Raw genomic sequence first — 19,085 nt, forward strand, 5'->3', positions numbered from 1 at the left:
AATTGAATTCTATGAAAAAGACAGGCACAATTTGACAAGGATGTGAAAAATCAATTTGAGCAAAAAGACGATTGCCAGCTTGTCAGCAACCGTCTTCTGCGGTGTTTATTTTACAATGATGGCATTGATGTTTGCAAAAGATCGGATCAGCTCCGCCAGGCTTGCCATTTGCGCCAGGCGGTTCGCTTTTAATCTTTCATCTTCGGCATGGACCATCGTGTGATCAAAATAAGCTTCGATCGGCTCTTTTAGCTTGGACAGCTCACTGAAGGCTCCCTCATAATCTTTTGCTTGGTAAAGGGTCTCTAATTGCTGTCTGCACGCCTCATAAGCTTTGAAAAGCTCCTCTTCTTGAGGGTTTTCAAACAGTGACGCGTCAATGGCGTTCGTTTCGCTCTTTTTGCTGATCGAAATAACCCTTGCCAGCGCTTCAGCCGTTTCTTTAAATTCCGGTTTTGCTGCAGCCGATTCAAGAACAGCGGCTTTTTTGACAGCCGAATACGGCTCAAGGTTCGAGCTTTCGAGCACGGCATCCACCACATCGTAGCGGATGTTTTCCGCTGTTAATACGTATTTGAGGCGCTGTTTAAAGAATTCGAGCAGTTCGCTGTTTGCTTCCTGTCCGGCAAACGCAGCCAGTTCTTTGAATGAAATGCCCCAGTTCCGGTCAAGCAGGATTTGGACGATGCCGCTCGCCTGTCTTCTTAGTCCATACGGATCCTGAGATCCTGTCGGAATAACGCCGATTTTAAAGAATGAAGCGACCGTATCGAGCTTATCCGCTAATGCGACGACGGCGCCGACGATTGATGAAGGTGTTTCCCCTCCGGCTTGTCTCGGCATATAGTGCTCATTGACAGCGAGCGCCACTTCTTCTTTCTCCCCGAGCATCCGCGCATATTTTTCTCCCATGATGCCCTGCAGCTCAGGAAATTCGTAAACCATGTGTGTCACAAGGTCGAATTTTGAAATGTGCGAAGCGCGCTTGATCAGCTGCACCGTCTCTTGATCCGCACCGATGATTTCAGCGATCCGTTCAGCAACCGCCTCAGTGCGTCTTACTTTGTCTCCAAGTGATCCCAGTTCTTCGTGGAAAACGATCTTTTCGAGTTTTTTCACATTCTCGTCAATATTTAATTTTTGATCTTCTTTATAGAAGAAGGCGGCGTCTGAAAGCCTTGCTCTCAGTACTTTTTCGTTCCCTCTCGCCACGTTTTCAAGGGCGCGGCTGTCTCCGTTGCGGACGGTCACAAAGTAAGGAAGCAAATCGCCGTTTTTATCTTTGACAGGGAAATAGCGCTGATGCTCTTTCATCGTTGTCACGAGCACCTCTTCAGGAATTGCGAGAAATTCCTTTTCGTAAGAACCGAACAGAACCGTTGGATATTCAACCAGATGGGTAACCTCATCCAGCAGATCCTCGTCTCTCGGAATGTCCCAGGACTTTTCAGCCGCCAGTTCGTCAAGCTGCTTAACGATCAGCTGCTTCCGTTTGTCCGGATCGGCAATCACAAACTGGCTTTCCAGTGCCGCTTCGTATTCAGAAGGTGCGCTCAAGCTGGCTGCTTTTCCGAGGAAGCGGTGTCCCTGTGTTGTGCGGCCGGTTTCGACATGAGCGACTGAAAACGGAACGACTTCACTGCCGAACAGCGCGACGATCCATTTAATCGGCCTGATGTATTTCAAATCTTCGCTGCCCCAGCGCATGTTTTTTGGAAAGTGGAGGCTTGTCACCAAGTCGCCGAGCTCAGGAAGTAATGAAAACGTATCCTGACCTTTTTGGAATTTTTGCACAAAAACATATTCCGTTCCTTTGATGTCTTTAAAATACAAATCTTCCGGACTTGCTCCTTGCCCCCGTGAAAAGCCGATGGCCGCCTTTGTCCATTCGCCGTTTTCGTCAAGGGCGATTTTCTTTGCCGGTCCTTTCGCTTCTTCTGTCACATCGTCCTGCTTCTCCGCCACGTTCTCGACAAGAACGGCCAGTCTTCTAGGGGAGTTATACAGCTTGACGGAACCGAAGGCAATATTTTTTTCCTTGAGCCAGCTTTCCAGTTTTTCACCAAGCTGAGTCATGCTGTCATGCATGAAGCGCGCCGGCATTTCTTCTAATCCGATTTCTAAAAGCAAATCTTGATTACTCATGTGAAGCCTCTTCCTCCTTCAGCATTGGGAAACCCAACTTTTCGCGTTCATCATAATACGTTTTCGCCACTTTTCTGGCCAGATTTCTCACCCTTGCAATATATCCTGTGCGCTCCGTGACGGAAATCGCTCCTTTTGCGTCAAGCAAGTTGAACGTATGCGAGCATTTCAGTACATAATCATAAGCAGGATGGACAAGTCCCTGATCCATCTGACGGTTCGCTTCTTTTTCGTACGTGGCAAACAATTCGAACAGCATGTCGACGTCAGATGTCTCGAACGTATAGACGGAATGCTCGTATTCAGCCATCTTGAACAGGTCTTTTATCGTATAGCCTTTCGTCCATTCGAGGTCAAAGACGTTTTCTTTGTCTTGAATATAAGAAGCAAGGCGTTCAATACCGTATGTGATTTCCACAGAAACCGGTTTGCACTCAAGCCCGCCGACCTGCTGAAAATAGGTAAACTGGGTGATTTCCATGCCGTCAAGCCACACTTCCCAGCCAAGCCCGGCGCAGCCGAGCGACGGATTTTCCCAGTTATCCTCGACAAAACGGATATCATGCTCCAGAGGGTCGATTCCAAGAGCTTTTAATGAATCTAAATAAAGCTCTTGAATATTGTCGGGAGACGGCTTAATGATCACCTGGAATTGATGGTGCTGATAAAGCCTGTTCGGGTTGTCCCCGTATCTTCCGTCCGCAGGGCGTCTTGACGGCTCCACATAAGCGACTTTCCAAGGTTCAGGTCCAAGGCTCCGCAAAAATGTATATGGACTCATCGTTCCTGCACCCTTCTCTACATCATACGACTGCAAAAGTACGCATCCTTCATTGGACCAGTGCTTTTGCAGGGTCAAAATCATTTCTTGAATATTCAAATGAAGCACCTCCATAAAACGTGTTTTCAAGTTTAATTTTTGGCATAGGGCTGGTTTGGGCAGAAAAAAACTCCCGTCCCTATGCTTGTTTGCCCACAAACATAGGGACGAGAGTTCTCCCGCGGTTCCACCCTAATTGCTGAGAGGAAATGTCTCAGCCTCTTTTTTAAAAGTTGCTCAGGGAATGCCTTTCATTACGCTCTCATCCCCGGCTTTCACCGCCCCGGAGTCGCTTCAATGAGGCCGTGCGCAATTACTTCTTTCCGTCAACGCAACGTCATTATTGAATCCAATCTTCATGACATGATCTTATAAAAAGATGAAGAGGTTGTCAACTTTTGTTTTCATCGCCCAGCATCTTTTTCATATTGTCCATTTGTTCCATGAAGCGCCGCGATTTCAGGTAGATCCCTGAGTACTCGTCATAGTACGTCTGTATGACCCTTTTCAGCTCATCCTTCGTCTCCTGTTTGACCGAGACATTGCCGAGCCTTGACAAGTCAAAATAAAAAAACAGCCTCAACAGCCTGGCGGATGCGGGAGACAGCGGTATCCTGTATGGATCTTTCGCAAAACAGCGGTGGCAGATAAAGCCGTTGTCGCGGATCGAAAAATGAAATGTGCCGTCTTTGCTTTTGCAATGTACACATTCATCCAGCTCCGGATACAGCCCCATCACACTGAGCATTTTAACTTCGATAAGGTTGGCGATAATGTCGGGATCTGTACCGTCATCGAGCCTCCTCATCGACTGAAGAAGCAGCTCAAATAAAAACGGATTCGGTTTCTTTTCCTCCGTTCCCTTGTCGATTAATTCAGTGATGTAGGCCGCGTATGCTGTTAAAAACAGATCCTCGCGTATATGCCTCATGCTTTCGATCATCTCGCCCTGCTCCAATGTGCCGAGACCGGATGATTTGCGGAATAAAAAAGAAGCATAAAGGAACGGCTGGGAAATCGCTGACAAGCGGCTGTTCGGCTTTTTGGCGCCCCTTGCCAGCACACCGATTTTCCCGTGTTCTCTCGTCAACAGCGTAATGATTTTATTTGTTTCACCATAGTCGTTTGTACGAAGGACGATACCTTCACATTTCGTCAGCATATGTGCACCATCCAAAAATTGGAGGGGTCAAGCATGATCACAAAATTGGAAAGTCAATTTGCGCTAGCTCTTCTTCAAGTACTTCGGGTCTTTCCAGGTTCTCCTTTTCCAATTCTTTAAAAAGGAGGTACGTGTCTACGCTTCCTGTTTGTGAAAATACATTCCAAGTAAAATTCAACATAAAAAGCCCCACCTTTCTGTTTATAACTAGCTTTTTAAACATCCAAATTCTTAAGATTATCTTGACCTTGTATCCTCCATTTCATGTTAAACAATTTTTTCTAATATATCTTTGATTTCGAGAGATTTTGTCACGACTAAACCGCGGTCAAGCTCTGTCCGTTAATACTCGTCTTCTCTAAATCCAAAATCACGAAGCTGAGACATCTTGTTGCGCCAGTCTTTCTGCACTTTAACCCACAGCTCTAAAAACACCGATGATCCGAGCAGCGCCTCGATATCAGTTCTTGCCCGCTTGCCGATTTCTTTAAGCAGGCTGCCTCTTTTTCCGATGACGATCCCTTTTTGTGAATCGCGTTCGACGACGATGGTCGCGCTCACATACACAGAACCGTTTTCCCGTTCTTGAATGGACTCGATCGAGACCGCAATGCTGTGAGGGATCTCTTCCCTTGTCAGATGCAGCACTTTTTCCCGAATCAGCTCAGAAATGATAAATCGCTCCGGATGATCGGTCACCTGGTCACTCGGGTAAAACTGCGGACCTTCCGGCAAATAATCTTCAATTTGCTTTAAAAGCGTATCGATATTATTTCCCTCAAGGGCGGAGATCGGAACGATTTCCTGAAACGGATACCTGGTTCTGTACTCATCGATCAGCACAAGAAGCTCATCCGGATGAATCCGGTCGATTTTGTTGACGATCAAAAATACCGGCGTCTTGACTCCTTTTAAGCGCTCGATGATAAATTCGTCGCCTTTTCCGTAGCCTTCCTCCGCATTGATCATAAACAAGATCAAGTCGACTTCCTTTAAAGTGTTCTGCGCCACCTTCATCATAAAATCGCCCAATTTATGCTTCGGTTTATGAATGCCCGGCGTATCGATAAAAATCGTCTGGGATGTATCGGTTGTCAGCACACCTTGCACTTTGTTTCTTGTTGTTTGCGGTTTGTCGCTCATGATGGCGATTTTTTGGCCGATCACGCGATTCAAAAATGTAGATTTTCCTACGTTTGGTCGTCCGATAATGGAGACAAATCCTGATTTAAAGCTTTCCTGTGTCATGTAAGTCCTCCGATGAAAATGCTCCTGGCAGTAATTCTTGAACCGTCATTTCTTTGATTTGGCCATTCAGATTGGTTAAGATGACAGGCATGTTTGGTGAACAAAGTTCAGAAATCACCTGTCTGCACGCTCCGCACGGCGACACCGGACCCGGCGTATCCGCTGCGACGGCAAGCATCTTAAACGATTTTTCCCCTTCCGAGTAAGCCTTGAACAACGCTGTCCGCTCGGCGCAGTTGCACAGGCTGTATGCAGCATTTTCAATGTTGCAGCCTTTGTACACCTTGCCGTCCTCAGTCAAAAGGGCAGCGCCGACTTTGAATTTCGAATACGGAACATATGCAAATTCCCTTGCTTTTAAAGCTTCTGCAATCAATTCTTGTTTAGTCAATGTGTGTATTCCTTCCTATAGCGGTTATGGTACCGCTAACACTTTTATTTTACATAAAAATGGCTTCTTTTTCACGCCCAAATCACAAATGTAAAATTTTTGTAAGAATTGCGCACAATGAAAGGCACGGCATCAAAACAATTTTGACAAAAAGATGAGTAACCCAATCATACACGAAACGGCCGCAAACACGCAAACCGCCCCGGCCGCCGCGTCCTTTGCCGCCTTTGCAAGCGGGTGGTTCTCTTTTGTGAAAAGATCGATCGTATGCTCCACAGCCGTATTCATCAGCTCCAAGGCAAGCATTCCGCCGATCAGGATCAAGATGATGGACCATTCGATCAGAGTCAGCCTGAAGAAAAAGCCGCAGACGATCACAAGGATGGCGGCCCCGGAATGAATTCTAAAATTGCGCTCCGACATGAACGTCTTGACTATTCCTGTTAAGGCGTTTGAAAAACTCCATTTCAGACGGCGCCATTCATTTTGTTTATGAGGATCTTGAGAGCCCATATCGATTCAAAATGTCCTTTTGCTTAGTGAACATCTCTTTTTCCTCTTCTTCTGTCATATGGTCATAGCCGAGGAGGTGCAAGAAACCGTGAACCGTCAGAAAACCCAGCTCCCTCATCAGTGAATGCCCGTATTCTTCGGCCTGTTCCCGTGCTTTATCAGCGCTGATGATGATATCTCCGAGAACAGGCGGCATGTCAGCGCCGATAATTTCAATCTCTCCTTCGCCGTCTTCTTCAAGGGCAAATGAAATGACATCAGTCGGATAATCTTTGCCTCTGTACTCTTTGTTGATTTTTTGGATCTCTTCATTGTTGACGATCGTAACCGAAACTTCGGCGCCGTCTGCGACGCCTTCCTCTGCCGCTGCGAATTGAAGAATTTTCTCAATTTCAGCAAGCTGGTCTTCAGGGACCCGTCCGGTCTCGTCTGTGATATCTAGAATTAAACTCATGTGTGTTTCACCTTCTGTTTAGGATTAGCTTCCGGATATTCGATCCGGGAATGAAAAATGCCTTTCAGCGTTTCGCAGAGCGTCTTCGCGATAATATTGAGCTCTTTTAAAGTCAAATCGCATTCGTCAAACTGCCCGTCCTGCAGCTTATCTGATATGATCCCGCGCACCAGCTTTTCAATCCTTTCGGGATTCGGGTTATGCATTGAGCGGACGGCTGCTTCGACACTGTCGGCCACCGAGATGATCGCCGCCTCTTTTGTCTGGGGCTTAGGGCCGGGATAGCGGAACTCTTCTTCAGTCGTCTGATCGCCTTTTTCTTTCGCCTTATAGTAAAAAAACTTGAGCAGCGATGTGCCGTGATGCTGTTCGGCGATGTCGACAAGCTCCTTCGGCATTTTATGATCCCTCAGCATATCGGCGCCGTCTGTCGCATGGGCAATGATGATGTTTTTGCTCAGCTGCGGAGAAAGCTTGTCATGCGGATTATCAATATTCATTTGGTTTTCTATAAAGTATTGGGGCCGCTTTGTCTTGCCGATATCATGGTAATAGGCTCCGACTCTTGCCAAAAGCCCGTTTGCTCCGACAGCTTCACATGCCGCCTCCGATAAGTTCGCGACCATAACGCTGTGATGGTATGTGCCGGGTGTTTCCGTCAGAATTTTGCGGAGCAGCGGATGATTCGGGTTTGAAAGCTCGAGAAGCTTCATCGTGGACAGAATCCCAAAGCCGCTTTCAAAAAACGGCATGAGCCCGAGAACAAGGACTGACGATCCGATGCCGGACACCGCTCCCATGACAAGGTATGTCCCCATCTCAAGTCCGGTTTGCGCCGTGTTTTGAATCAGCTGCAGGGTAAACAGGACGACGATGTTGATCAGGGAGACAAACAAGCCGGCCTGGAGGATTTTCGCCCTCGCATTATGCTTCCCTAAAAACAGTATACCCGCCATCGAGCTGATCAAGAAATACGTTCCGATTCCATAGTTAAACGTGCCTGTCACACCCTGATTAAACATCATGCTTCCGCAAATGGAAAGGATCATGCTTGACAGGATCGCCAGCCTTTCATTGATCAGCAGTTTAATGAGCATCACGCCCATCGCAATCGGTACGAGATAGCCGATATGGCCGATTTCAAGCTGCTGAAACAGGCTGATCACTTCCATGACGATTAAAACGATCGCTGTAATCAATGAAAACAGCATGAGCGACTTATTTTTCGGAATCCGGCTGCTGTACTGCCTTTCGAAATAGTAAACCAAAGCTGAGATGAAAAGCGCGATTAAAAGCAGCAGTCCGCCGACAGGCTTGAAGATGTTGGCTCCGCTTAAGAGTCCTGTCAGTTCAAGCTTTCGATAGACTTCCCTGTCGATCAGCTGATTTTCCTCAACAAGTATCTGCCCCTGCTTGATCTGCACCTGCTGCACGCTGTCAGCCGCTTCCTGACGCTTCTGCTCCGTCTTGTCAGGATCGTATACATAGTTGGGAATGATTGCAAAGCGTCCGATTTCATCGGCGGCGTTTTTTAATTTTGAAGGTATTGAATTACCCTTCAGCTCTTTCGTTACATGCTCTTTCGCTTCATCAAGCTTGCCGGCGCGGATTTCTTTGCTCATCACGTCATTGACGGCGGTGATGACCGAATCCTGTGTCATGGAAAGCTCTCCGTCGCTGGCCTTCAGCAGGTGTTTGATTGAATCCTGCGACAGCGAGTCCGTCACATCTGAAGTCAGCTTTTCTTCGACAGATTTGATCTGGTCTTTTTCAGATGGGGCCTGCTTGTCTTTTTTCTCTTGTTCTGCGCTTTCTTTTTTCACTTCTTTAATGATGTCGAAAATTGATGAGACAAGGTCGACCCTGTTGTCAGAGTACTCTTTTTTCAAGGTGTACTGGTCGGGAACTTCCTCTCTCGCTTCCTGCTTTTTATTAGCCGTTGCCTTTTGATCTTCGACTGTTGCCGGCGCATAGATCGTATTCTCGCTGATCGAAAATAAATCGAGGTCGAGGGACTCGGGCCTCACATGGAAAAACAGCAGGATGAACATTAGCGCGGATAAAGCCGCATAAAGAATGACGGGGAGGAAGCGGCCGTTTTCCAAGCGGATGGGCCGAAACTTTCCGTCTCTTTTTTTCTTTTTCAACAAAAGCACCTCTTTTCCCGCGGGAAACTAAAAAATGACCCGATAACGGGCGATCGGGCCATTCGGAATTATTTTGACTTTTCGTATGCTTCAATAATACGGGCGACAAGCGGGTGTCTGACCACGTCCGTCTGATCCAGTTCAACAATTGAAATGCCTTCGATATCAAGGAGCATCTTTTTTGCAACAGCAAGCCCCGATGTGACGCCCTTCGGCAAATCGATTTGCGTAATGTCGCCTGTAATGACCATTTTAGAACCAAAACCCAATCTCGTCAAAAACATTTTCATTTGTGCCGGTGTCGTATTCTGCGCTTCATCCAAAATCACAAATGCGTCGTCGAGCGTCCGCCCCCTCATGTAAGCAAGCGGCGCGATTTCGATCGTTCCTCTTTCAAGCAGCCGTGCCGTATGGTCCGTTCCGAGCACGTCATGGAGCGCGTCATATAGCGGTCTTAAATAAGGGTCGACTTTCTCCTTTAAATCCCCCGGCAAAAACCCGAGGCTTTCCCCTGCTTCAACAGCTGGTCTTGTCAAAATGATTTTTTTGATGCGTCCGTTTTTCAGTTCATGAACGGCCTTTACGACAGCCAAATAGGTTTTCCCCGTTCCTGCAGGGCCGATGCCGAAGATTAAGTCGTGCCTTTTCATGGCGGCGATATATTCTCTTTGACCGATAGTTTTGACTCTGATCGGTTTTCCTTTGGCGTTTTTCGTAATTTCCTCTTCATACATGCTTTCAAAAAACTCAAGCTTCTGCTTTTTCGCCATCTTGATCGCATACAAGACATCACGTTCTGATATCTCGATTCCTTTGCGGATGAGATTCAAGAGGGATGCAAGCAGGCTGTCCACGATTTCAAACGTTTCTTCGTCTCCGGTCACATAGACGGTTTCACCGCGCGTGACAATCGAAATGTTCAGCTCTTCCTCCATTAACTTCAAATGGGAATCCTGGTTCCCAAACAGCGCTTGAGCCTCGTTCGGACTTTCCAGTTGCTGATGAATCGCAAGTAAGTGTTCTGTCATTCTTTAGTCTCCTGAACAATTGGTGTTGTTTGAACAATGTCTTCAATAACCTGGTAAAGGATGATCAATTTAACTTTACCATTCTCACTCGTTTCGTGCAAAACTTTTTCACTAATAATGTTCCCGTCGCTCCCGATTTTTTTCCTGATGTCTCTTTTTCCCATTTCGATCCCTTCAAGGACCGCTTCTTTTTTCGAGTACACCCTTTTGATTTGTTCGCTCTCTCTCTTATGTTCCTTTTCATACGCGACAGGAAGCGTAAAATTCATAAAATGCAGCGAGTGTTTTTCGGTTTCTGTCTTCGGACGCGAGAACTCTTCTTTTTTAAAAGAAAAGCCCCAGACAGGCACAGAAAAAGAACCGAAGGATAGCTTGTGACTTGTCCTTACTTTACCCGTAAAAACGTCAAATGATGTCTCAAGAGGAACCGTTACCTTTGACTTGTACCAGGTTTCACCGTAGATTTTCCCTTTGGCTCCGACTTTTTGCTTTTCCTCTTCGCTCCCGATCAGTCCGGAAACAAGCATTTGCCCTTTTTCAACGTGCTGATTCACGGTGACGAGCGGCTCGCCTTTTTCCACGAACATTTTCGAGATGGTCGCCCCTTTTTTGGCGACGATGTGCCTCGGACCAATATATTTTTCTTTGTCAGGTTCATTTTTTTCAACCACTTTCATGTGAAGGGCAGTGCCGTTTAATTCAATGCCCACCCAGGTGATGTTTTCGACGCGCTTTGTAAGCGCCTGCTGAATTTTTTCCGGGGTCAGCATCGTAAACTGAAGGCGCCCTTTTTTGACGCCGATTTGATTCAAGTGCTGTCTGATTTGATGTTCTGTCTCCGGATTGGCTCCTGTTATGTCAATTTTCCAAAGCATGTTGGACAATAAAAACATGATGATAAAAAAAGCAGCAATTCCAATAGTGAAGCCGCTATTCCGTTTAGACTTCTGCACAAGGAAAGGGAAACCTTTTCGTCTGACGAAGCGGCACTTGCAGTCAAAATCCCTTATGACCCTCCGGAAGGCATGTACATCAGAAAGCGGAATATAAAGAAAGACAGCGTCTTTCTTTTTCTTAACATTAAACATCGGGATGCTGCGCCTGGTGCATTCATTTAATAATCGCTCGATCCCCTTTCCCGTTATCTCAAGCTGGATCTTTCCTGAAAAAAAAGAAAGCCATTTATTCTTCACGATTCTTTCCCCCCGACTTATGAATCGATATAGCGTACGAGCTCAATCGTGCCTTCAAGCAGAATTTCCTCAGGCAAAATCGTTTTGATGACAAAGTTTTTGCCTTGAATGATGCACTGCCCCTGTTTGAGCATCAGCCTTACTTCCGTATCGCTGAAAAGCAAAAGCCCTCTGTGGTTTTCAATATATATGTGAAGTCTTCCTATCATCGTGATCCTCGGAAGATCCATCATGACATCAGGGGGAATTTCCAATGTTCTTGTCAGCCACGCTTTGATGCGGTTTTTTCTTTGCGCCATAAAAAAAGAACCCCCTTTCATCTCATATGTATGAGTGATATGGGGGTTCTAATACTTAAATTTTAGGCCGGCGCCTCATTGTGTAATGCGGCTTTCTCGACCGCGGAGGGCCGAATACTTCGCTGAGTACAACGCCTTGGACAATCGTGTTTTTATTCATATCGAGCAGCTCTTGTTTCCGGTTGACCACCCGGCTGCTCTGCTTTTTAATGGCCCGTTCAACGGCCGGCATGGACCGCTCGGCATCCGCTTGTATTCTGCGGAGTTCTGCGGCCATATCTTCGCTTTTTGCAGCAGCCGCTGCTGCTGCAGGCCGTTGTTGTTTGTTTTCTGCCGGCTGGCGCTGTGCCGTCTGCTTCGGCGTCGTCTGCGTTTTCGGCCGTTCAGGCACCGGTTTTCGCTTGGTTTCTTCATTTTCATCATTTTTTCCGAGCTTGTTGAATATGAAGGAGATGGCTGCGATGATGGCCGCCATGATAATCGGATTGTCGAACAGGATATCAAGCAATGAGCTCCCTCCTTTTTACAGGGGCTTGTTTATTTATGATCCTCTTCATTTTGGTCTTTCGTCATCTTTCCGAAAGAATCGCGCATGTCTGTGTCGGCGTCGATGTTTTTCATATTGAGGTAGTCCATGACTCCGATCTTTCCGCTGCGGAGAGCTTCAGACATCGCAAGCGGCACTTCGGCTTCTGCCTCGACGACTTTAGCACGCATTTCTTCGACGCGGGCGCGCATTTCCTGTTCTTGCGCAACCGCCATGGCGCGGCGTTCTTCTGCTTTCGCCTGGGCGATGTTTTTATCGGCTTCAGCCTGGTCGGTCTGCAGAATCGCTCCGATGTTTTTGCCGATGTCAACGTCAGCAATATCGATCGATAGAATTTCAAACGCTGTGCCTGAATCCAATCCTTTGCTCAAGACGGTTTGTGAAATCATATCCGGGTTCTCAAGCACTTTTTTATGATTATCGGAGGAACCGATTGTCGAAACGATCCCTTCGCCGACACGGGCAATGATTGTTTCTTCTCCCGCTCCCCCGACAAGGCGGTCGATGTTTGCGCGAACCGTGATTCTCGCTTTTGCTTTCACTTCGATACCATCCATTGCTACACCGGCAATAAACGGCGTTTCGATGACTTTCGGATTAACGCTCATTTGAACGGCTTCAAGCACGTCACGGCCCGCTAAATCGATGGCCGCACATCTGGCGAATGTGAGTTCAATGTTTGCACGCTGGGCAGCGATAAGCGCGTTGACAACCCGGTCAACATTACCCCCTGCAAGATAGTGGCTTTCAAGCTGATTGATAGTAACATCAAGTCCCGCTTTATGCGCTTTGATCAGCGGGTTCACCACGCGGTTTGGAATGACGCGGCGGAGCCTCATTCCGATCAGTGTGAAAATGCTGATTTTAACACCAGCGGCCAAAGCCGAGATCCACAGCATGACCGGGACGAATGTAAAGAAGACAGCTAGTAAGATGATTCCGGCTGCTATAATAAGCAAAAGAAACAGTGTTGACGGATCCATAATATTCCTCCTAATAATATAATTTATAATTCTCTCACAACAATGCGTGAGCCTTCCACTTTAACCACTTTCACTTTCTTGTCCTTCGCGGTGAACGAGCCTTCAGATACGACATCAAGCCGTTCATCGCCGATGATGACCGTTCCGGACGGTCTGAGCGGTGTAAACGTGACGCCGGTTTTACCAATTAAATCGCGCCGGTTTTCATTTGACACATATCCGCTTTCCGTGCTTGTCGAGTCAGTTAAGATCAATTTTTTAAAAAATTTCATACGCTTCCCCAACACCCTTGTTAATAGAATGGATGCCGCTATAGAAACAGCAGTTGCAATCAAAATGGAGACGGCCATGACCTTAAAGCTTCCCGATGCTAAAAAGAGGCTCGCAACAATCGCGATCAGGCCGGCAATCCCTGCTATTCCGCCCGGCAAAAAAATCTCTAAAATGATTAAAATAATGCCTGCTGCAAACAGAAGGATCGTTTCCATTCCGGCAAGCCCGGCGACGAGATGACCGTAGAAAAAGAGCAGCAGCGCGGAGAGTCCCATAAAGCCGGGGATCCCAAAACCAGGCGAATAAAGCTCGACAATCAGCCCGAGACTTCCGATTGAAAGGAGAATCGGAATCACGACCGGATGCGTGATGAACCGGGCCACCTTTTCGGCGAAGCTCACCTCGGAACGCTCGATTTTGGCATCCTTCAAGTTCAGCTTTTTCAAAAGATCATCAAGGCTCGAAACTGTGCCTTCGGAATAGCCGACTTCCAGCGCTTTGTCAGGGCTTAATGTGAGCAGCTCGCCCTTCGGCGCCCCAACTTCTTTAGCATCGACATCCGCATCGGCCATCGCGAGAGCGTATTTCGGATCACGTCCGTTTTTTTTGGCTGCGTCTTCCATTTCAGCGAGCCACAGAGATTCCGACTTTTTATCAGCGGCATTTCCCTGCGTGTCAATGATCGCGGCAGCTCCCATTTTCCCGCCGGGCGCCATATAAATATCGTCTGCATTCAAGGCGAGGTAAGCGCCTGCGGACAGAGCCCTTCTATTCACATAAGCGGTCACCGGAATGTCGGAGTTATGTATCGTATCAGCCATGTCAAGGACTGCATCGACCGCTCCGCCGGGGGTATTGATATCGAGTATGATATGTTTGGCATTCATATCTTCCGCTTCTTGAAAAGAACGCTCAAGAAATTTTGAAAGCCCTTTTTCAACCGTTTCTTCGATCGGAATGACATACACTGTATCTCCATCAGCTTTCACGGTCAAATGAACGCCTAGTAATAAGAATAAAACAAAACCGCTGGCCAGAGCAACAAAAATTCTAAATTTTTTCAGCAGCAACGATGTCTGAGACCTCCTTCCCCTATTATCATTAACATTACATACGTTATAAATGTAGCAAAGGTTTCATCTTTCTACTACTTTTCTATTGTATGAACACGCACAAAAAAAGACGCCTTTAATTGCTTAAAGGCGTCTTTTTCTTAAGACAGTTGTTTGCTGACAAGCTTATTGACGAGACCGCCGTCCGCCTTGCCTTTGACTTTCGGCATGATAGCGCTCATCACTTTGCCCATATCCGCTTTTGAAGAGGCGCCGACTTCGGCGATCGTCTCATTGACGATGCCGAGCAGCTCTTCTTCCGTCAGCTGTTCAGGCATATAAGCTTCCAGAATGTCTAACTCTTTTTGAACTTTATCTACTAAATCTGAACGATTAGCGTTTGAAAATTCATGGAGGGAGTCTTTACGCTGTTTTAATTCACGAGAAAGAACAGTCAGTTCTTCATCATCGGTCAGCCTGTCTTTCTTAAGCTTGATTGCTTCGTTTTGAAGCGAAGCTTTGACCATGCGAATGACAGTCAGTTTGTCTTTCTCACGGTTTTTCATATAGAGCTTCATATCTTGATTCAGCCGCTCAAGAAGACTCATAAATCCACCCTCTTTTAGTATTTGCGCTTTCTTGCAGCTTCAGACTTTTTCTTGCGTCTTACGCTAGGTTTTTCATAAAATTCACGCTTTCTTGCTTCCTGCAAAGTACCTGTCTTTGATACACTGCGTTTGAAGCGACGAAGAGCATCTTCAAGCGATTCGTTTTTTCTAACGACCGTTTTTGACATTCTCTTTCCCTCCCTCCGAATACACCAATCGACTGCTTTAAAAAAAGACATACATATAAACATGTACTTTGACATTATAATATAAGCCTCCGGTAAGGTCAACCAAGGAGAATCGTTTTATTGTTCAGTCATGATTTCGGCAGCTTGTCTGTATATATTTATAAAGGAGGCTGTTCGAAAAACTGATGATAATCTTGATCTTATTCATATTATTGATCGTTCTTTTTCTCAAAGGCATGAGCATGCTGAGAAAAGGTTTGATTTCACTGACATTTGAAAAAATCGAAAAGCGGCTGCTGTTTTTCACGGATCATCCGGTGAAAGCCTTTTTGGTCAGCATTGTATTTACGGGGGTTTTGCAAAGCAGCTCGGCATTTATGGTGATCGTCATTGGCTTTGTCTCGGTAGGCGCCCTTTCATTTAAACGTTCGATTCCGCTCATTTTGGGAACAAACATCGGGTCCACCTTCACAACGGAATTTTTGGCGGTCAAGCTGGAATTTTTGATTTTTGCCCTCTTTGCCGCAGGTGCGGTTCTTTTCATGGCCGGAAAATCCCCTTTTCGGCAAGTGGGCGTAAGCATGATCGGCTTGGGTGTTATTTTTTTCTGTATCAGCGGCTTTAGCCGGCTTGCCGTGCCGTTGTCACAGCTAGACTCGGGCGCTTATATTGTGCAGCTTGCTGAAAATTCACCGCTTTACGCCTTAATCATCGGCACGGTGTTGACCGCGATGATTCATTCCAGTTCGGCGTGTGTCGGCATCCTGATGAGCTTTATGGATCAAGGTGTCGTCGGTTTGACCGAAGCGATGAGCGTTGTTCTCGGCTCCAATATCGGGACATGCATCACAGCCGTGATGGCGTCCTTCAAAGGCGGAGCTGCGGCCAGGCAAACGGCTTATGCCCATGTGCTGTTTAATGTCATCGGTGTAGCAGCTTTATACCCCCTGCTCTCATCAATAACAGGCTTTATCTCCGGACTGTCTGAAAGCCCCGCTCAGCAGATTGCCCATTTCAGCCTGCTCTTCAACGTCGTCACATCCCTATTGTTTCTGCCGCTCTCAAATCTGTTTCATTCGCTGATCATGTTTCTCATTCCAAACAAAAACCAGGCCCGGTAAACGCCTGGTTTTTGTTGATTAGTAGTCTTCATCCGCTGTTAAGCCTTTGACAATCGACACGCCTGCGCTTGCTCCGATTCTCGTCGCTCCGGCTTCAACCATGGCAAGGGCGCTTTCCTTATCGCGGACGCCCCCTGATGCTTTAACGCCGATAACAGGTCCGACAGCTTCCCGCATCAGTTTTATATCCTGAACTGTCGCACCGCCGCCGGAAAAACCGCTCGATGTTTTGACAAAGTCGGCGCCGGCTTTTACGGCCAGTTCACAAGCGTGCCTTTTTTCTTCATCCGTCAACAGTGAGGTCTCTATGATGACTTTTACGAGAGCTTTGCCGTCTGCCGCGTCTGTCACCGCTCTGATGTCATGCTCCACGGTTCGGGTATCGCGGTCTTTTAATGCACCGATGTTGATCACCATATCAACTTCACCGGCCCCGTCTGCAATCGCCTGCCTGGTTTCAAAGGCTTTTGTTTCCGGAGACGCCGCACCTAAAGGAAAGCCGATAACCGTGCACACTTTCACTTCTGAATCTTTAAGAAGCTCGGCGCACAGCTTTACCCAGCAAGGGTTGACGCAAACGGAAGCAAAATCGTATACACGTGCTTCTTTGCAAAGCGCTTCGATTTCGGATGTGACAGCATCAGGCTTCAATAGCGTGTGATCGATCATTCGCGCAATTTGTTTTGTCATCGTCACGACTCCTTTTCAAGTGGTTGTCTTTTATGATATTCGCAAAAAAAGCCGGAACACCTTTTTCGTGAACCGGCTAAATTGATCATTTATGACGATAAGCGGATGTTTTCATGGACGTCGTCTTCGGCGACGCGGACGAACTGGCCTTTATTGTACGGATAGCCGGCTTTTAAGATCTTCACTTTAACAAGCTGGCCGATCAGGTCTTCGGAACCTTCGAAAACGACCTTCATATAGTTGTCCGTGTAGCCGACAAGCAGATTGTCTTCGCCCGTTTCCGTGAACGGCTCTTCCGGAATGATTTCCAGAACATCGCCTTCATAATCTGATGCGTATTCTTTCGCAAGCTGATCTGAAAGAGCGATCAGTTTGTGAACTCTTTCGTTTTTCACGTTCTCGTCAACCTGGCCGTCCATGCGTGCTGCTGGAGTTCCGGTCCGTTTGCTGTACGGGAAGACGTGGAGCTCGGAAAACTTGTGTTCTTTAATAAAGTTGTACGTCTCCATGAATTCTTCTTCCGTTTCCCCCGGGAAGCCGACGATCACATCAGAAGTGACTGCGAGCCCCGGAAGAGCTTTTTTGAGTTTCGTCAGCCTGTCAGCGAAAAACTCCATCGTATACTTTCTTCTCATCCGTTTTAAAACGCTGTTTGAGCCGGATTGAAGCGGAATGTGAAGGTGTCTGACGATCTTGTCTGAGCGGTCAAGCACTTCAATCACTTCGTCTGTAATTTGGCTCGCTTCGATTGAAGAGATACGGATTCGTTTCAGACCTTTCACACGGCTGTCCAGTTCTTTCAACAGCTGTGCAAAGTTGTAGTCTTTCATATCTTCTCCATAACCGCCGGTGTGAATACCGGTTAAAACGATTTCTTTATAGCCGGCATCAACGAGCTGCTGCGCCTGGCGGATGACTTCCTCAGGGTCGCGGGAACGAAGCAGGCCGCGCGCCCACGGAATGATGCAGAATGTGCAGAAATTGTTGCAGCCTTCTTGAATTTTCAATGAAGCACGCGTTCTGTCGGTAAATGCAGGAACATCAAGCTCCTCAAACACTCTTGCTTTCATAATATTGCTGACGCCGTTAATCGGCTGTCTTTCTTCCTGGTACTGCTGAATATAGCCAAGCATTTTTTCGCGGTCCTGCGTACCGACGACGATATCAACGCCCGGGATCGCCATGATTTCCGCCGGGGAAGTCTGGGCGTAGCACCCTGTCACACAAATGACGGCGTCAGGATTTTGGCGGATCGCCCGTCTGATCACCTGGCGGCTTTTTTTATCACCTGTATTTGTGACGGTGCATGTATTAATGACGTATACGTCCGCCGAACTTTCGAATTCTTTTCTTTCGTAGCCGGCTTCTTTGAAAAGCTGCCAAATTGCTTCTGTTTCATAATGGTTGACCTTGCAGCCAAGTGTATGAAATGCAACGGTTGCCATTGTTATTCACCTCTTAGTAACTCTGTATGATAAGAAACTGCCGCCAACGCGTACAGCGGAGCTGTTTCCGCCCTTAAGATCCGCGGACCGAGCCCGCAGGCGAGGGCTCCTTTTTCTTTAAGCGCCTCAATTTCATCTTCTGAAAATCCGCCTTCAGGACCAAACACCATGAGCACGGATGATCCTTCCGGCAGGCTTTTGAGCACGGATTGAAACCGGCTTGTCTCGCCTTGCTTTGATGACTCTTCGTATGCAACGACACATTTATCGAAGTCCTCAAGGCTCTCAAGCAAACGTTGAAACGTGTGAACCGGCGCCACATCGGGAATCGTGTTTCTGTGGGACTGTTCTGCGGCTTCCTTGGCGATTTTCGCCCACCTTTCCCGCTTTTTCTTTGCCTTTTTTTCATCAAGTTTAACAACGGAGCGTGATGCCTGAAAAGGAATAAACGAGCTTGCACCGAGCTCTGTCCCTTTTTGAATGATCCATTCCAGCTTATCTCCTTTTGGAAGGCCGTTTGCAATATGGATCTGGACGGGCAGTTCGCGTGTTTTCCCCGTCCATTCGATTACGCTCAATAAAACCTCTTCTTTTGTGACGGACTCGATCCGGCATTTCGCTTCATGGCCGTCTTTTGCACAGCAAATGACCTCGTCTCCGGGAGACATCCTCATCACGGTCGCAATGTGATGAACGTCTTCGCCTTTGATCGAGAACACAGGTGCGGCCGTGACCTCTTGTTTTGATTGTTCGATAAAATATCGTTGCATACGCTTGT

21 protein-coding genes are annotated in these 19,085 nt (G+C 47.1%); 1 reads left to right on the plus strand and 20 read right to left on the minus strand.

Annotated features, from left to right (window positions below; genetic code table 11):
* Positions 1-105: 105 nt before the first annotated feature.
* From glyS to rpsU, 17 genes are all read right to left on the minus strand, one after another.
* A complete protein-coding gene (glyS, locus tag MKZ04_RS08940) occupies positions 106-2,145 on the minus strand; it encodes a glycine--tRNA ligase subunit beta (protein WP_214485432.1) in 2,040 nt (679 codons plus the stop codon).
* On the minus strand, positions 2,138-3,025 hold the full coding sequence (gene glyQ / locus MKZ04_RS08945; protein ID WP_020452239.1) for a glycine--tRNA ligase subunit alpha: 888 nt from the start codon (positions 3,023-3,025) through the stop codon (positions 2,138-2,140). The genes glyS and glyQ overlap by 8 nt, the downstream gene beginning before the upstream one ends.
* 331 nt (positions 3,026-3,356) lie before the next feature.
* Positions 3,357-4,127, minus strand: coding sequence for a DNA repair protein RecO (recO, locus tag MKZ04_RS08950; protein WP_020452240.1), 771 nt, complete (start codon positions 4,125-4,127; stop codon positions 3,357-3,359).
* A 37-nt stretch (positions 4,128-4,164) separates the two neighbouring features.
* Positions 4,165-4,308: a YqzL family protein gene (locus MKZ04_RS08955; protein WP_003183626.1), complete on the minus strand. Its 144-nt coding sequence runs from the start codon at positions 4,306-4,308 to the stop codon at positions 4,165-4,167.
* 161 nt (positions 4,309-4,469) lie between these two features.
* Positions 4,470-5,375: a GTPase Era gene (era, locus tag MKZ04_RS08960; RefSeq protein ID WP_023855242.1), complete on the minus strand. Its 906-nt coding sequence runs from the start codon at positions 5,373-5,375 to the stop codon at positions 4,470-4,472.
* Positions 5,356-5,766, minus strand: coding sequence for a cytidine deaminase (locus MKZ04_RS08965; RefSeq protein WP_020452242.1), 411 nt, complete (start codon positions 5,764-5,766; stop codon positions 5,356-5,358). Before MKZ04_RS08965 ends, era begins: the two co-directional genes overlap by 20 nt.
* Positions 5,767-5,898: 132 nt before the next feature.
* Positions 5,899-6,279 (minus strand): diacylglycerol kinase family protein, encoded by a 381-nt coding sequence (locus MKZ04_RS08970; RefSeq protein ID WP_020452243.1) that lies wholly within the window; start codon positions 6,277-6,279, stop codon positions 5,899-5,901.
* The gene (gene ybeY, locus MKZ04_RS08975) at positions 6,257-6,733 is read right to left on the minus strand and encodes an rRNA maturation RNase YbeY (protein ID WP_020452244.1); all 477 of its coding nucleotides are present in this window, start codon (positions 6,731-6,733) and stop codon (positions 6,257-6,259) included. Before ybeY ends, MKZ04_RS08970 begins: the two co-directional genes overlap by 23 nt.
* Positions 6,730-8,784, minus strand: a complete 2,055-nt coding sequence (locus MKZ04_RS08980; RefSeq protein WP_228119640.1) for an HD family phosphohydrolase — start codon at positions 8,782-8,784, stop codon at positions 6,730-6,732. The genes ybeY and MKZ04_RS08980 overlap by 4 nt, the downstream gene beginning before the upstream one ends.
* Before the next feature lie 164 nt (positions 8,785-8,948).
* Positions 8,949-9,908, minus strand: coding sequence for a PhoH family protein (locus MKZ04_RS08985; RefSeq protein ID WP_017474322.1), 960 nt, complete (start codon positions 9,906-9,908; stop codon positions 8,949-8,951).
* Complete coding sequence (gene yqfD / locus MKZ04_RS08990; protein WP_145624083.1) at positions 9,905-11,101, minus strand: sporulation protein YqfD; 1,197 nt, start codon at positions 11,099-11,101, stop codon at positions 9,905-9,907. Before yqfD ends, MKZ04_RS08985 begins: the two co-directional genes overlap by 4 nt.
* Before the next feature lie 17 nt (positions 11,102-11,118).
* Complete coding sequence (yqfC, locus tag MKZ04_RS08995; RefSeq protein ID WP_020452247.1) at positions 11,119-11,400, minus strand: sporulation protein YqfC; 282 nt, start codon at positions 11,398-11,400, stop codon at positions 11,119-11,121.
* Between the two features lie 55 nt (positions 11,401-11,455).
* Positions 11,456-11,908, minus strand: coding sequence for a hypothetical protein (locus MKZ04_RS09000; protein ID WP_020452248.1), 453 nt, complete (start codon positions 11,906-11,908; stop codon positions 11,456-11,458).
* A 29-nt stretch (positions 11,909-11,937) separates the two neighbouring features.
* A complete protein-coding gene (floA, locus tag MKZ04_RS09005; RefSeq protein WP_020452249.1) occupies positions 11,938-12,930 on the minus strand; it encodes a flotillin-like protein FloA in 993 nt (330 codons plus the stop codon).
* A gap of 23 nt (positions 12,931-12,953) precedes the next feature.
* Entirely contained in the window at positions 12,954-14,273 is a 1,320-nt protein-coding gene (locus tag MKZ04_RS09010) for an NfeD family protein (protein WP_341045719.1), read from the minus strand.
* Positions 14,274-14,416: 143 nt separating this feature from the next.
* Positions 14,417-14,863, minus strand: coding sequence for a GatB/YqeY domain-containing protein (locus MKZ04_RS09015; protein ID WP_023855244.1), 447 nt, complete (start codon positions 14,861-14,863; stop codon positions 14,417-14,419).
* 14 nt (positions 14,864-14,877) lie between these two features.
* Entirely contained in the window at positions 14,878-15,051 is a 174-nt protein-coding gene (gene rpsU, locus MKZ04_RS09020) for a 30S ribosomal protein S21 (RefSeq protein ID WP_003183654.1), read from the minus strand.
* 185 nt (positions 15,052-15,236) lie between these two features.
* On the opposite strand from rpsU, the gene MKZ04_RS09025 reads away from it, so the two are divergent.
* The gene (locus MKZ04_RS09025) at positions 15,237-16,172 is read left to right on the plus strand and encodes a Na/Pi symporter (RefSeq protein ID WP_341045720.1); all 936 of its coding nucleotides are present in this window, start codon (positions 15,237-15,239) and stop codon (positions 16,170-16,172) included.
* An 18-nt stretch (positions 16,173-16,190) separates the two neighbouring features.
* Here MKZ04_RS09025 and deoC read toward each other — a convergent pair whose 3' ends face one another.
* The 3 genes from deoC to MKZ04_RS09040 all read right to left on the minus strand — a co-directional run bounded on the left by deoC (position 16,191) and on the right by MKZ04_RS09040 (position 19,077).
* A complete protein-coding gene (gene deoC, locus MKZ04_RS09030) occupies positions 16,191-16,862 on the minus strand; it encodes a deoxyribose-phosphate aldolase (RefSeq protein ID WP_025811137.1) in 672 nt (223 codons plus the stop codon).
* Between the two features lie 89 nt (positions 16,863-16,951).
* Positions 16,952-18,307: a tRNA (N(6)-L-threonylcarbamoyladenosine(37)-C(2))-methylthiotransferase MtaB gene (mtaB, locus tag MKZ04_RS09035; RefSeq protein WP_026579280.1), complete on the minus strand. Its 1,356-nt coding sequence runs from the start codon at positions 18,305-18,307 to the stop codon at positions 16,952-16,954.
* A 2-nt stretch (positions 18,308-18,309) separates the two neighbouring features.
* Positions 18,310-19,077: a 16S rRNA (uracil(1498)-N(3))-methyltransferase gene (locus MKZ04_RS09040; protein WP_026579279.1), complete on the minus strand. Its 768-nt coding sequence runs from the start codon at positions 19,075-19,077 to the stop codon at positions 18,310-18,312.
* Between the last annotated feature and the right edge of the window lie 8 nt (positions 19,078-19,085).

The sequence above is a fragment of the Bacillus sp. FSL W7-1354 genome, assembly GCF_038002405.1.
In the GTDB taxonomy this organism is placed as follows: domain Bacteria; phylum Bacillota; class Bacilli; order Bacillales; family Bacillaceae; genus Bacillus; species Bacillus paralicheniformis.